Genomic DNA, 14,552 nt, shown 5'->3' on the forward strand with positions numbered 1-14,552 from the left:
AGAACATGAACTCCCTATTACAAAGTATCACAGTATACATCATAGTTGCTATCGCCATAATAGCCTCCCTATTGGGGTTATGGCGCATAGTACGCCCACGGAAAAAAGGAGAAGACCCCTCATCCCCCTGCTGTGGATGCAAAGGGTGCTCTCTTCCCCCTCAAAAAGAGCAAGAAGAGGAGGGTTAAAAGGCTTTCTTCGAGCATCCCCCTAACTTCCTAAAAAGAGAAGAAACTCTACCAAAAGTGCAGATTCCATTATTAAGTGTGACGTTGTTGCACTTGATAATGGGATCTGCATCTATATTTATTTGTCAATTATTATTGTAAAAAGCTATTTTTTTTGTAACTTTCGCTCAAAAAAAACGATAAGAATAAACAATTAGTGCTTTTTATATCGACTTATAGACTGGGGGGGGGGAAGATGGAGCAAAAAGTTTTTGTACATCTACCTCTATAAAAAACACATTATCAAACTATTTAATATTGCAATAATAATATGAACGCAAAAAGATTTTTAGTCTTATTCTTTCCTTTACTACTGAGTGTAGTAGGAGTGGCAAAAGGCCAGCCTGTAGCCTCGTTTGCTCCACAAAAAGAAATCTCAGAGAACGTAGTAACGAATAGCTCCAATAGTCCCCAAGAGGCAAAAATGATACCGATGCTCGCTATTGGGAATAAGTGGAATACTTACGAAGAATGTGATGTACTTTCTACAGAACCAACCCACCATAAAATAGGAGTAGACAAAACTACTTATCATTATACAATACAACGAGAGATAGAGTTCGATGGCAAGAAGTACTTTGAAATATTGGAAGATAACGCCCCCCGTCTATTTATGCGGGAAGATCTAAACACGGGTAAAGTATATGCACGAGGGAATCTTGATCCAGAAAGCAAAGAAAGAGAGATATTCGATTATAACCTTAAAGAAGGAGATGTCTGCGTTTTGTACCGTATAGAAAGGGATCCTATAGAAGAATCTACAGAAATGCAAATGAAAGTAATCTCTATTACAAACAAAAACATTAACGGTATAAATCGTAGGGTATATCAACTTGCTTTTGGAGAAGGATATCCCGATAGTAAATTTATGTTTCGTGAAGAAGATTGTATTAAGGGGGATCCTTTTGAAAGACACTCCATTTTTAATCTTACTACAGGTTTTTGGATAGAAGGGATTGGATTTAACCAAAATATATATGGGGTTCAAGCTATAGGACTCACAGGAGGATATTGTACTTGCGAAGAATTATTGTGTTTTACAGATAAATCAGGAACCTTTGAACGTTTTTCCGATGTAGGTTGTGAAGTGAACTATAAAGTCCCCCGTTCTGCAGAAACTCCTCTGATAGATAAAGCGAAGATTTATTATCACGAAGGGCAGCTTTCTCTTTCCTTAGAAGATGGTATGCCCCACCAATTATCTATCTACGATATGTCGGCACAATTAATAGCTCGTAAAGAATCTTTTGTCGGTAGCGTTACGGTAGCACTTCCTCCAGCTGCAAAGCAAAGTACAATCCTTATTCGTTTAGATGACGAGACTATGCTTTATAGATTATAATTTCCTGACAGAGCAATAAATCAGATTGTATAGCAGGGCAACCGCATCAAAAAATTCGAGAAACTACAAATTACTAATTTTCAAATGATTGCATTTCGGAGATTATACTCAAAGATAAAGAATGTATCAAAACTATGATTGATAATCAGTCACTTATATTTTGATGCGGTTGCCCTGGATTGTATAGAGGAGGCATCGTATTCTCTTTACGAAGTAGGGAGAATATAATTATTTTCCAGTAGTAGGTATAACGCAATTAGAAAGAATATCCCCAGAGGAGCTAGCCCCCTGGGGGTGGGCACCAAAGATTATATTTGCATTGAATATGGAAGAATACAAAGTCTTTTATTTACATTTTGCGCTTGGTTATTTGTGGTTTTATAACTAAATTGCGCAACGTTTTGCAGGGACAGGCAAATGTACTACGTCTCTTTACCAAAACAAAATGTTAAATCTTAAATAATCCCTTTCGTTATGAGACAATACAAAACAGAGGAGATCAGGAACATCTCGTTGTTGGGAAGTTCTGGTGCTGGGAAAACCACTCTCGCCGAGTCAATGCTTTTCGAGAGTGGGCTTATAAAACGACGCGGAGATATTGCTTCCGCCAATACCGTGTGCGATTATTTTCCGGTAGAGAAAGAGTATGGATATACTGTCTTCTCTACCGTTTTTAGTGTAGAGTGGGCAGATCGTAAACTCAACTTCATTGATTGTCCTGGAAGTGATGATTTTACAGGAGCAGCCGTTGCAGCACTCCACATTACGGACTGCTGTCTAATGGTAGTCAATGCCCAATACGGAGTAGAGGTAGGCTTAATCAATCAATTCCGCCATATCGAGCGAATGAAAAAACCTGCACTCTTTATCATCAACCAATTAGATCATGAGAAAGCAGACTTCCATGCCTCCATTGCCCAACTTAAAGAGCGTTATGGTGGTAAGGTAGTTGTAACCCAATACCCTGTAAGCTGCGGAGCAGGATTTAATCAAGTAGTCGATTTGCTCCGCATGAAAATGTACGAGTGGGGACCTGAAGGCGGAAAACCTCAAGTATTGGAGATACCCGAATCGGAAAAGGCTACAGCCGAAGAGATGCGCCAACAACTCATAGAATCTGCAGCCGAACATGAAGAGACCTTGATGGACCGATTCTTTGAGCAGGGTTCTCTTTCCGAAGAGGAAATCATCGAGGGGATGCGCAAGGGGATTGTTTTAGGAGATATGTACCCCGTGTTCTGTGTTTCTGCAGCCAAAGATATGTGTGTACGCCGCACTATGGAGTTTTTGGGCGATGTAGCTCCCCACGTTACCGAAGTTCCCCACCCTGTAACCTCTTCGGGAGAAGAAGTAACCCCCGATGCTAAAGGTCCTCTAAGTTTGCTCTTTTTCAAGACCACAATAGAACCACACATTGGAGAAGTTTCTTACTTCAAAGTGATGTCGGGTACTGTACGAGAGGGTATGGATGTAGTCAATACCAATCGTGGCTCCAAAGAGCGTTTAGGACAGCTATTCATGGTGGCGGGTCAAACGCGTACCAAAGTAGATGCCTTAGAGGCGGGAGATATCGGGGCTACTGTGAAACTAAAAGATGTTCGACGCGGCAATGCGCTCAACGAAAAAGATTGCACTTGGACTTACCCAGACATTGACTTTCCCGAACCTAAGTATATAAGGGCTATCAAACCCGTCAATACGGCAGATGCAGAAAAAATGGTCGAGGCACTCCATCGCATGAGTGAGGAAGATCCGACTTGGATTATAGAGCAGAGTAAAGAGTTACGCCAAACGCTAGTAAAAGGTCAGGGAGAGTTCCACCTCCGCACACTCAAATGGCGTTTAGAGCACAATGACAAAATCAACATTGAGTTCTCAGAACCTCGCATCCCTTACAGAGAAACGATTACTAAGGCTGCACGGGCCGATTATCGCCATAAAAAACAATCTGGGGGAGCAGGACAATTTGGAGAGGTACACCTGATTATCCAACCCTATGTAGAGGGAGAACCCATTCCAGAGACCTATAAGTTCGGAGGGCAAGAGTTTAAGATTACGGTTCGAGACAAGCAGGAAATTCCTCTTGAATGGGGCGGTAAGTTGCTCTACATCAACAGCATCGTAGGTGGAGCCATTGATGCTCGTTTTATGCCTGCTATTTTGAAAGGGATTATGGCACGCATGGAGCAGGGACCTCTAACGGGTTCTTATGCTCGCGATGTGTGTGTTATCGTTTACGATGGTAAGATGCATCCCGTAGATAGTAACGAAATCTCGTTCATGTTGGCAGGGCGTAACGCTTTCAGTGCCGCATTCAAAGAGGCAGCGCCCAAGATTTTGGAACCTATTTACGATGTAGAAGTGGCAGTACCTACCGATTACATTGGCGATGTAATGAGCGACCTCCAGGGAAGAAGAGGCGTCATTATGGGTATGAACAGTAAGAAAGGGTACGAACAACTACTTGCCAAGGTACCTCTAAAAGAACTAATGAGCTATTCTACAGCCCTAAGTTCTATAACTGGTGGTAGAGCTTCTTTCTCGATGCGCTTTGCTTCGTATGAGTTGGTACCTATGGAAGTACAGGAAAAACTGCTTAAAGCTTACGCCGAACAGGAAGCAGATGAGGAATAACTCTCCTCTTTGTATAAAGTATAAATAAAGACCATTTATAGATGGCACTCCTCTCTTGCAATTTTATCAAGAGAGGAGTGTTCTTTTTCATTGGTATCCGATAATTACAAAAAGAGAAATAAGAGAATCATTCTCCTTATTTTTCTTTTCGTTGCTAGCAGACAATTCTTATTTACTCTATCCATTGAGAGGGCAAGAAAGGGCATTTGCCCCCAAAAACAGAGCTAAAAAGCCCGTTTTAAGGTAATAATTGTAAAAAAGAGGCTTTTTATCCAAGATTGGTCCTGATAATAGGAGAAAAACCTTATCTTCGTGAACTGTATTCTATCCGCGATCCTATTATTTATATTATTTAATCAACGCGAGAACCAAAATACACACGAAGAAAAGACTTAGACACTGTTCGATTTGCATGAAAGAAAAGGAACCAATGCCCGCAACAACTCATTTGGATGTAGAGGAAGATTTGCTCTTTGCGGATCATCCTATGGCTCACACTGATCATATAATGAGGGCTATACAAGGCAAGCCACTCTTAATACACCTATCAAAAGGACAAAAGAGAAAAATCGCAACAGAGGATTGCTATGCTTTTCTTATCCCAATTGAAGGAGAGGTGATACTGGAAGAACCTCCTTACGAGGAGCATGCCCCCTCGTCTGAAGAGATTTTCCTCTTGAATTACTATACAGAGGTAACGGTCAAGTCTTCGGGACAAAATGCCCGTTTTCTTTTTATCACTTTCCACCCCAGTATCCAACTCTGTGTCGGTATCTGCCCCAAAATAAAGGGAAGTTGCTCCTCTAGTAAAAAAGAGGAAGAAGAGGGCGTGCTACCCATGCGATCAGAAATAGAAAGGCTCAGCATGAAACCTGCCGTTCGCAGCTGGACAGAACTGGTAGCTTACTATTTAGTTGAGGGGCATTCAGGGCTACCCGTCTACGAGTATAAGCTCAGAGAGCTATTCCACATATTCCGTCGCTTCTACAGCAATGAAGAATTGAGTATGTTCCTCGCTTCTTTCCACTGCAAGCACCATGGTTTTAGGGCTTTCGTATACAATCACCATTTAGAATGCCGCAACGTAGAGGAGTTGGCAGGACTTTTAGAAATGTCTTTATCCTCTTTCAAGCGAGCCTTTAAGGCTGAATTCAACTGCGCCCCACTTCAATGGATGCACAAACAGAAAGCAGCTTACATTTATAGAGATCTTAGAGAGCAACGTCACTCACTAAGTGAGTTGGCTGTAAAATATCATTTCTCCTCAGTAAGCTACCTTTGTGCTTTCTGTAAAAAGATGCTCAATGCTACTCCGATGCAGATTAGCCATCAATCTGATCAAGAAAAGGAGTAAAAACAGATGAGAGTCCCTTGTTCTAACGGTTAATTCTCATGACAATTACTAACTATTTCTCAAACAGTTAGACAGGGGGCTCTAAAAAACTTCAATATTTTCCTCGCAAAGGTCTTGCAAGTTTCAAAAAAAGTAGTACCTTTGCATCGCTTTCAGGAATAACGCCTGCTTGAGGAGCAGAGTTCTTAGAGAAGAGCTTTTAACAGGAGTTTAGGAAGTTTTCTACTGGTGCGGTAGTTCAGTTGGTTAGAATACCTGCCTGTCACGCAGGGGGTCGCGGGTTCGAGTCCCGTCCGCACCGCTCTCTTAATGAAGAGCAAGTATCAGGACAAAGCAGAGGCTCTGTCCTTTCTTATATCATAAAGAAAGAAGGAAATCGACGGAAGTCACATCTCTCAAAGGTGACTATAAGTAAGCCCAAGTGGCGGAATTGGTAGACGCGCTCGTTTCAGGTGCGAGTGTCTCACGACGTGCAGGTTCGATTCCTGTCTTGGGTACTTGAGATTATTCTTAGTACAAATGATATGTACAAAATTTATTTTGCGCGAGTGGTGGAATTGGTAGACACGCTACTTTGAGGGGGTAGTGCCAGTATAGGTGTATGAGTTCAAATCTCATCTCGCGTACATGTAAAGACATTCCTATTATTCTACTCAGCCTTTTTTATACGGCTGAGTTTTTTATTTTTACCCTCTCCATTTTAAATCTCTCTTTTCCGCACATTCGCCCGAACAGATACTCCTTTTCTCTGTTTAGAAAAAGGCGTTAAACAGGGTTTTATTTACCACAACTCCTGTGCCTTATTCTCGTTAGAGACAAGGATTTTATATTGGAGCATATCAGTTTTTTATTATCTTAGTGGTCAGTTTAGGAAAGCTTTAGCTTTCATCACAAAAAAACAATACAAAGAATAGAGGACAAAGACCAAGCGAAACAAAACGCAGAAACTATAATTATGAACCCAATAAATGCAACAATTACTGCAGTAGGAGCTTATTTACCAGAGGACAAGCTAACCAATTCAGACTTAGAAAAGATTGTAGAGACATCAGATGAGTGGATTATGACGCGCGTAGGTATTAAAGAGCGTCGTATCCTTAAGCAACCAAATTTAGGAGCTTCCTACCTTGCCACACAAGCAGTAAAAGGAATGTTTGAGCATTACCAAATAGATCCTCTAACGGTAGAGGCTGTTATCCTTGCTACCAATACAGCAGATTATCACTTCCCCTCTACCTCTTCAATCGTTGCATTTGAAACAGGTTGCAGTAATGCTTTTACCTTTGACATCAATTCTGCTTGCCCCAGTTGGCTCTATGCCTTGGAAACAGCAGCCAATTATATTCGCTCTGGTCGATACAAAAAAATCGTTGTAGTAGCAACTGAGAAGATGTCTGCAGCGATTGACTATACCGACAGACAAACTTGCGTTCTATTTGGGGACGGTTCTGGTTGCGCCTTGGTTGAAGCGACAGAGAAACCTTATGGAGTTATGGATGCTCTCTTCCGCACGGATGGAGTAGGCAAAGAACACCTCATCATGAAGTCGGGAGGCTCTGCAAGCCCCGCTTCTAAAGAAACTGTAGAGCGCAGAGAACACTTCGTATACCAAGAGGGAACGCACGTATTCAAATATGCCGTAACAGGTATGGCAGATGCCTGTCGTACCGTTATGAAACGCAATAACTTGACACAGGAAGATATAACTTGGGTAGTACCTCACCAAGCTAACCTCCGCATCATAGACATGGTAGGTCGCACTCTGAAAGTGCCCCACGAAAAGGTTATGATTAACATCGAGAAGTATGGCAATACAAGCTCTGCTACTATACCTATCTGTCTATGGGAGTGGGAGAAAAAACTTCGCAAAGGAGATAACCTTATCCTCACTTCATTTGGAGCAGGCTACACCTGGGGTGCCGTATATCTCAAATGGGGTTATGACCCTAAGTAAGAAAAAATCGAATGACCGAAGAACAAAATTCTGAACAACAAACTCACCGTCCTTACCGCTCGGGATTTGTAAACATAGTAGGGAACCCCAACGTGGGTAAGTCAACACTCCTCAACTATTTAGTTGGGGAGCGGCTTTCTATTATAACCTCTAAAGCACAAACGACAAGACACCGTATTTTGGGCATCGTCAACACGCCCGATTTACAAATTGTCTACTCAGACACCCCTGGAGTGCTAAAGCCAGGCTATAAGCTACAAGAGAGAATGAGAGCATTCTCTGAACAAGCGTTGAAAGATGCCGATATTCTCTTGTACGTAACAGACACCGTTGAACAGGCGACGAAAAATAGTGACTTCCTCTCCTTAGTAGCCAAGATGGAGTGCCCTGTTTTGGTAGCAATAAACAAAGTGGATCTAACAGACCAGAAGCATTTAGAAGATCTGGTAGCTACTTGGCACACACTCCTTCCCAAGGCAGAAATTATCCCCATATCAGCCACAAACAAATTTAATCTGGCACCTCTAAAACGCAGAATAGAGGAGCTACTTCCTGTCTCTCCACCTTACTTTGAAAAGGATGCTTTGACCGATCGCCCTGCTCGTTTCTTCGTTTCAGAAATTATCCGAGAGAAGATTTTGCTCTACTATACCAAAGAAGTTCCCTACGCTGTGGAAGTGGTTGTAGAGGAATTCCATGAGGAACGCAACCGAATAAACATACGTGCCATAATACTCGTAGAGCGTGAAAGCCAAAAGGGCATAATCATCGGGCATAAGGGAATTGCTATCAAGAATTTGGGTATAGCAGCCCGTCGTCCTCTGGAGCAGTTTTTCCGCAAACATATACGACTCGAACTTATCGTTCGTGTAGAAAAAGATTGGCGACATAACGAAAAGAATTTGACCAACTTTGGCTACTCCTTGGAATAAATGCACACGAATTGAAGATAATACCAATCTCGAAAAGAGAAAGAAGACTTCTCTTTGAGGAGATTATGAGAAAAAGAAAATATCCATTTTCCTACTAAAAAAAATAGAGTTAGACATCGAAACATATATATGAGTAGTTTAGTAGCCATAGTAGGGCGTCCGAATGTAGGGAAAAGCACCCTTTTTAACCGCCTTATTGGTAGCAGACAGGCTATTGTTACCGAGATAGCAGGTACAACCCGAGACCGCCAGTACGGCCATACGAGCTGGACAGGAAGGGACTTTTCTATCGTAGACACGGGAGGATGGGTTTCTGGTAGCGACGATATTTTTGAGACTGAAATAAACAAACAAGTAGAAATCGCTATCGAAGAGGCTAATGTTATCCTTTTCGTGGTAGATGTCATGAATGGCATGGTAGATTTAGATCGTGAAGTAGCCAACCTACTACGACGCTCTAAGAAACCTATTTTACTCGTAGCCAACAAAGCAGACACTTTTGAGATTGGATATCAATCTGCCGAATTTTATGCTCTGGGTTTAGGAGAACCTTACAGTATATCGGCGATGAATGGCTCTGGGACAGGAGACCTGTTGGATGCTATCGTAAATGCCCTCCCTCCAGAGGACTCTGCTATTGGGTTGAAAGAACTGCCCCGATTTGCCATAATAGGGCGCCCCAATGCAGGTAAATCTTCCCTTATAAATGCCTTCATTGGAGAGGAACGCAATATCGTAACCAATCAAGCAGGTACGACGAGAGATTCTATATACACAGAGTACAACAAATTTGGACTGAACTTTTACTTGGTAGACACGGCTGGAATCCGCAAAAAGGGTAAGGTGCAGGAAGACTTGGAGTACTACTCCGTCATCCGCTCTATCAGAGCTATCGAGAATAGCGACGTCTGTATCGCACTCATTGATGCCACTCGAGGTATAGAAAGCCAAGATGTCAATATCTTATCTCTGGTTATGCGGAACAGTAAAGGACTTGTTGTTTGTGTAAATAAGTGGGACCTTGTTCAGGAAAAAAGCAATCAAGCCATACGTGTTTTTGAAGAGGCTATTCGCTCTCGCTTAGCTCCTTTTTCTGATTTTCCTATCATCTTTATAAGTGCCCTCACCAAACAACGCATTTTCAAAGTCTTAGAAACGGCTAATGCCGTATACGAACGTCGCTCTAAACGTATTCCTACACACAAACTAAACGAAGTGCTTCTGCCTATTATAGAGGCAACTCCTCCACCTTCGTGGAAAGGGAAATATATCAAGATTAAGTATGTAGCTCAGTTACCCACTGCCGTACCCTCCTTTGCTTTTTATGCCAACCTCCCCCAGTGGGTGAAGGAACCCTACAAACGTTTTCTTGAAAACAAAATTCGAGAAAACTGGGACTTCTCGGGTATTCCTATTAATATTTTTATTCGAGAAAAATAAGCCATCCAATGAACGCTTTACGGGGCGTTCATTCTCTTTTGTAATAGTACTATGTCTGTTCCTTGTTATTTTGTAATCCCTGCAGGAGGCAAAGGAATTCGTTTCGGTGGGGAAATTCCCAAACAGTTCTTGCTCATTTTTGGGAAGCCTCTCATCATGTACACGTTGGAGCGCATTCGACCTTTTGCCTCACAGATTATATTAGCCCTCTCAAGCGACTACTTTGACTATTGGCAGGAGCTCTGCGAACAATACAATTTTACCGTACCTCACGAAGTGGTAGCAGGAGGAGCTACTCGCTTTGAGTCTGTGCGCAATGCTCTAAAAAGAGTCCCCAAAGGAGTATTGGTTGCCGTACATGATGCGGTACGCCCCCTAATAGATCCTAACACAATATCAGAACTTCTGGAAACAGCCTGCAAAGCGAGAGCTGCTCTACCCTACACAAGACTGATAGATTCGGTAAGAAGATTTAACGAACAGGGTTCCGAAGCTGTAGATAGATCTACACTGATACAGGTGCAAACTCCTCAAGTGTTTCAATCTGATCTCTTAATAGAGGCCTACAATGCTGCTTCAGACACCCTATTTACAGATGATGCCTCCGTGTACGAAAGCCATTTTTTTACCCCCCCTGCTCTTGTCGAGGGGAATATAGAGAACATTAAAATAACCCGACCAATAGATGCACTTTGGATGGAGTTCCTCTTGAGCCGTGCAAAAGGTAAGGGAGGCTTTCATTAGCAATACTAACTATGTCTTCTGAGTATTTCGACACCCCTCTTCTCTATTTGCCTGGTATCGGAGAGAAGAAAGCTCAACTTCTTTACTCGGAGCTTTTTCTGCATACTTACGAGGATCTTCTTTACTACTTTCCCTATCGATATATTGATCGCACTCGTATTTACACCATAGGAGAGCTACGAGATGATCTGCCCGAGATACAGATTAAGGGAGTTCTAACCCACTACGTACGCGAGGGAATAGGACGTAAGGCGCGACTAAAAGCCTACTTGACAGATGCAACAGGGAGTGTAGAACTGGTTTGGTTTCGTAATACGCAGTACTTTATCAACCACTATCCCGAGGATAAGGAATACATCGTATTCGGTAAGTTCAAACGCTTTGGACAAAGTTACACTATAGTCCACCCAGAAATAACTCCCATAGAGCAAGCTCACACGGTTACGGGAGGGCTGATGCCCATGTACCGTACGACTGAAAAGATGAAAAAATCCTATCTTGATTCGGACGCTATTCGTACAGCCTTAGCCCGCATTTGTAGTGTAGCTCATTTGTACGTAAAAGAGACCCTGCTACCCGTGATTATAGAGCATTATTCTCTTGTTCCATTATCTCAAGCTTTAGTAGAAATTCATTTTCCTAAAAACACTTACACTCTCAATAAAGCCAAAGAGCGTCTGAAGTTCGACGAACTCTTTTACCTGCAACTCTCGTTACAGCTTACTAAGAGTGAGAGAAAAGCTCGATTCAAAGGTTATGAGTTACATTCCGTCGGCCCTCTTTTCACCCAATTATACCAATCTCTTCCCTACGAACTTACCGACGCCCAAAAACGAGTATTGAGAGAGATACGGCAAGACACCCGCACAGGCCTACAGATGAGCCGATTGGTACAGGGAGACGTGGGTAGCGGAAAAACTCTGGTAGCCCTTTTTGCCATGCTTCTGGCTGTAGATAACGGTTTGCAGGCTTGTATGATGGCTCCAACGGAGATTTTGGCTCGACAACATTTTGAGTCTTTACACTCTTTTGTCTCTCCCTTAGGCATATCTATAGCTGTGCTCACGGGCAGTTCCTCTCGTTCCGATCGCCAACAAATTCTTTCCGACCTGCAGTCGGGACAGCTCTCTCTGCTGATAGGTACCCACGCTTTAATCGAAGAGAAAGTCGTCTTCGCCCACTTGGGGCTTGCCGTTATTGACGAACAGCACCGTTTCGGCGTAATGCAAAGAGCCCGCCTGTGGGAAAAAAGCCCCCTGCTGCTCCCCCACATTCTTATAATGAGTGCAACGCCTATCCCTCGCACATTGGCGATGACACTCTATGGTGATTTGGATGTCTCCATTATTGATCAGCTACCTCCAGGTCGCAAGCCGATTAAAACCTACCACTGTTACGATGACGAAGCCCATCGTGTGCATCATTTTCTGAAAGAACATATTCAATCAGGGCAGCAAGCTTACGTAGTCTATCCTATGATCGAGGGAACAGAAGAATCTGACTACAAAAATCTCGAAACGGGCTACAATCAATTCGTCGAGATGTATGGCTTCCATAATGTAACATGGTTACATGGAAAACTAAAACCTCAAGAGAAACAACTCCGTATGGAGGAGTTTGTTTCGGGTAAGGTACCCATTCTCCTCTCCACAACCGTGATAGAAGTAGGAGTCAATGTCCCCAATGCAACCCTAATGATTATTGAAAATTCCGACCGTTTCGGGTTAGCACAACTACATCAGCTAAGAGGGCGTGTCGGTAGAGGAAGAGAGCAGAGTTACTGTGTACTGATGAGTAAGAGAAAAATCTCTTTCCCTGCTCAGCAACGAATAGAAGTAATGTGCGCCACCAACGACGGCTTCAAAATAGCCGAGGAGGATATGCGCCTAAGAGGAGCAGGAGACATAGAGGGAACGCGACAAAGTGGAGACTTCCCTGGACTGAAAATCGCAGAACCAACTCGAGACATCGGTTTGCTACAAGCGGTAATAGAAACCGTTGCAAGCCTTTTGAGCAAAGACCCTCTTTTAGAGCTGAAAGAGCATCAACTATTCCTCCAACAATTAGAGAAGCTCTACCCCAGAGATCAACAATGGGGAAAGATTGGATAAGCCTCTCAACAGAAGCACTTAATCGATATTGCCATAGATTTTACGCTGGAACTACCATAATCGTTACCTTTGTGAGCATGAAAAGAAATAATCTTCCTGTAACCCTTTTGGTTACGTTTTTTTTATCATTATATATCGCCCCAACGGCTCTGGCTCAGTCTGAAAACAAAGAGCAGCGTGAACGTAAAGAGTACTACGAGGCACTACAAGTAACAGGTACTATCCTTTCGGGGGTACAAAACTATTTTGTAGACACAATAGCCCTCCCCAAGGTACACGCTCTGGGGATGAATGCTATGCTCCAACGTTTAGACCCCTACACGGAATACATGACACCCGAGGAGGCCAAAGCCTTTCGTGAAGCGACATCGGGGAGCTATGCAGGTATCGGAGCTATTATAAACCAACGCCCCGATAGTGTAGTAGTCATCAACGAACCGATGCAGGGGCAACCTGCCGATAAAGCGGGCTTGAAAACAGGCGACCGCATCTTAGAAATCGATGGAAAAGACTTCCGTAAATCTACCTCTACGGTTGTAAGCAAGGCACTAAGAGGCGAGGATGGCACTACCATAACAGTAAAAGTATTACGCCGAGGCGAACAAACTCCTCGCACCTTCACATTTGAACGCAAAAGAATATCGGTAAACTCTGTTGCTTTTGCAGATTTCATTGAGGATGGAATGGGATATATTGCCCTCTCTTCTTTCACACAAGACTCGGGTAAAGATGTCAAACAGGCTATAAAGAATCTCAAAGAGAAAGCTCTTCTAAAAAGTCTCATCCTCGACTTACGAAGCAATGGCGGAGGGGTCCTCCAGAGTGCCGTAGAGATACTGGGATTATTCCTTCCCAAAGGGTCTAAAGTACTTGATGTAAAAGGGCGTAACATCTCTACCAATGCCTCCTACTCTACGACAGATACTCCCATGGTAGAGGATGTCCCATTGGTCGTTATGATCAACGATGAGTCTGCCTCTGCCTCTGAGATTGTAGCAGGGGCTCTCCAAGATCATGACCGTGCGGTCATCGTAGGCGAAAAAAGCTTTGGTAAGGGATTGGTACAATCCACGCTGGTTACTCCTGGTAACGGCCTTCTAAAACTAACAACCGCCCACTACTATATACCGAGCGGACGTTCCATTCAGAAAATCAATTACAATCATCTGGGAAGTACAGAGCTCATTAAAACCGATACAGTAGGTATTCCCTTCCAAACCTTAGGCGGGCGTAAGGTGTATGCTTCGGGAGGCATAACGCCCGATGTAGACCTCTCGGCAGATACATTAGCAGGTGTAGTTACCTTTTTTGCTATCGATACGCTTGTGGCAGACTATGTAACCGATTACGTACGCACCCACCCCAAGATGGTACAAGCAGACCGTTTTCGCCTTTCCGATGCCGAGTATGAAGAGTTTATCCGTCACTTAGAGAAGAATAAATTCTCCTATAAAACGGGCAGTACTTTCTATCTGGACAAGGTGGAAGAGCTCATCCGCAGAGAGCGTCTCTACGCTGTGGCAGAGACTGAGATAGAGGCCCTTCGTAAAAAGATTGCATCAGATGTGCGCCGAGACGCAACGCTCTTTAAGGAAGATATTAAACAGTATATCGAGGGGCAAATCGTACGGATAGCCTACTACCGAGAGGGCTACTACCGCTACATACTACCTCAAGACAAGCAGTTGAAGTCGGTACGAGAGCTCCTTGCGAACCCCAAACGCTACCAACAAATCTTGCATCCCGCTAAAACATAAGAGGTAGCGCAAAAGCTATAACCCAATACTTGAAAAGGTATAACCCTAATACTTTAG

The 14,552-nt window shown here is 43.2% G+C and carries 10 protein-coding genes and 3 tRNA genes; all 13 read left to right on the plus strand.

Translation table 11 applies throughout. The features are described from left to right. Positions 1-5: 5 nt before the first annotated feature. The 13 genes from B5D06_RS03185 to B5D06_RS03245 all read left to right on the plus strand — a co-directional run bounded on the left by B5D06_RS03185 (position 6) and on the right by B5D06_RS03245 (position 14,495). Complete coding sequence (locus B5D06_RS03185) at positions 6-188, plus strand: FeoB-associated Cys-rich membrane protein (RefSeq protein ID WP_078736583.1); 183 nt, start codon at positions 6-8, stop codon at positions 186-188. A gap of 310 nt (positions 189-498) precedes the next feature. Next, positions 499-1,569, plus strand: coding sequence for a hypothetical protein (locus B5D06_RS03190; protein ID WP_078736584.1), 1,071 nt, complete (start codon positions 499-501; stop codon positions 1,567-1,569). Positions 1,570-2,043: 474 nt separating this feature from the next. Next, complete coding sequence (locus B5D06_RS03195; protein WP_078736585.1) at positions 2,044-4,203, plus strand: elongation factor G; 2,160 nt, start codon at positions 2,044-2,046, stop codon at positions 4,201-4,203. Positions 4,204-4,615: 412 nt separating this feature from the next. Next, a complete protein-coding gene (locus B5D06_RS03200) occupies positions 4,616-5,557 on the plus strand; it encodes a helix-turn-helix transcriptional regulator (RefSeq protein WP_078736586.1) in 942 nt (313 codons plus the stop codon). A gap of 227 nt (positions 5,558-5,784) precedes the next feature. Next, a tRNA-Asp gene (locus B5D06_RS03205) sits at positions 5,785-5,858 on the plus strand. A 114-nt stretch (positions 5,859-5,972) separates the two neighbouring features. Then, a tRNA-Leu gene (locus B5D06_RS03210) sits at positions 5,973-6,054 on the plus strand. A gap of 45 nt (positions 6,055-6,099) precedes the next feature. Further along, positions 6,100-6,183, plus strand: a tRNA-Leu gene (locus B5D06_RS03215). Between the two features lie 329 nt (positions 6,184-6,512). Continuing rightward, positions 6,513-7,511 carry a beta-ketoacyl-ACP synthase III gene (locus B5D06_RS03220; RefSeq protein ID WP_078736587.1) on the plus strand — a complete coding sequence of 333 codons (999 nt, stop codon included), beginning with the start codon at positions 6,513-6,515 and terminating at the stop codon, positions 7,509-7,511. Positions 7,512-7,522: 11 nt separating this feature from the next. Continuing rightward, positions 7,523-8,443, plus strand: coding sequence for a GTPase Era (era, locus tag B5D06_RS03225; protein ID WP_078736588.1), 921 nt, complete (start codon positions 7,523-7,525; stop codon positions 8,441-8,443). 129 nt (positions 8,444-8,572) lie between these two features. Beyond that, complete coding sequence (gene der / locus B5D06_RS03230; protein ID WP_078736589.1) at positions 8,573-9,883, plus strand: ribosome biogenesis GTPase Der; 1,311 nt, start codon at positions 8,573-8,575, stop codon at positions 9,881-9,883. A 51-nt stretch (positions 9,884-9,934) separates the two neighbouring features. Next, entirely contained in the window at positions 9,935-10,627 is a 693-nt protein-coding gene (locus B5D06_RS03235; RefSeq protein ID WP_078736590.1) for an IspD/TarI family cytidylyltransferase, read from the plus strand. An 11-nt stretch (positions 10,628-10,638) separates the two neighbouring features. Continuing rightward, positions 10,639-12,738, plus strand: coding sequence for an ATP-dependent DNA helicase RecG (gene recG, locus B5D06_RS03240; protein WP_078736591.1), 2,100 nt, complete (start codon positions 10,639-10,641; stop codon positions 12,736-12,738). A gap of 77 nt (positions 12,739-12,815) precedes the next feature. After that, positions 12,816-14,495, plus strand: a complete 1,680-nt coding sequence (locus B5D06_RS03245; RefSeq protein WP_159442682.1) for a S41 family peptidase — start codon at positions 12,816-12,818, stop codon at positions 14,493-14,495. Positions 14,496-14,552 lie beyond the last annotated feature (57 nt).

The sequence above is a fragment of the Porphyromonas circumdentaria genome (assembly GCF_900167105.1).
In the GTDB taxonomy this organism is placed as follows: Bacteria; Bacteroidota; Bacteroidia; order Bacteroidales; family Porphyromonadaceae; genus Porphyromonas; species Porphyromonas circumdentaria.

What these genes read in the sequence shown, in the direction of transcription:
- B5D06_RS03185 (WP_078736583.1), top strand. Translation starts at nt 6, where the DNA reads ATGAACTCCCTATTACAAAGTATCACAGTATACATCATAGTTGCTATC.
- B5D06_RS03190 (WP_078736584.1), top strand. Translation starts at nt 499, where the DNA reads ATGAACGCAAAAAGATTTTTAGTCTTATTCTTTCCTTTACTACTGAGT.
- B5D06_RS03195 (WP_078736585.1), top strand. Translation starts at nt 2,044, where the DNA reads ATGAGACAATACAAAACAGAGGAGATCAGGAACATCTCGTTGTTGGGA.
- B5D06_RS03200 (WP_078736586.1), top strand. Translation starts at nt 4,616, where the DNA reads ATGAAAGAAAAGGAACCAATGCCCGCAACAACTCATTTGGATGTAGAG.
- B5D06_RS03220 (WP_078736587.1), top strand. Translation starts at nt 6,513, where the DNA reads ATGAACCCAATAAATGCAACAATTACTGCAGTAGGAGCTTATTTACCA.
- era (WP_078736588.1), top strand. Translation starts at nt 7,523, where the DNA reads ATGACCGAAGAACAAAATTCTGAACAACAAACTCACCGTCCTTACCGC.
- der (WP_078736589.1), top strand. Translation starts at nt 8,573, where the DNA reads ATGAGTAGTTTAGTAGCCATAGTAGGGCGTCCGAATGTAGGGAAAAGC.
- B5D06_RS03235 (WP_078736590.1), top strand. Translation starts at nt 9,935, where the DNA reads ATGTCTGTTCCTTGTTATTTTGTAATCCCTGCAGGAGGCAAAGGAATT.
- recG (WP_078736591.1), top strand. Translation starts at nt 10,639, where the DNA reads ATGTCTTCTGAGTATTTCGACACCCCTCTTCTCTATTTGCCTGGTATC.
- B5D06_RS03245 (WP_159442682.1), top strand. Translation starts at nt 12,816, where the DNA reads ATGAAAAGAAATAATCTTCCTGTAACCCTTTTGGTTACGTTTTTTTTA.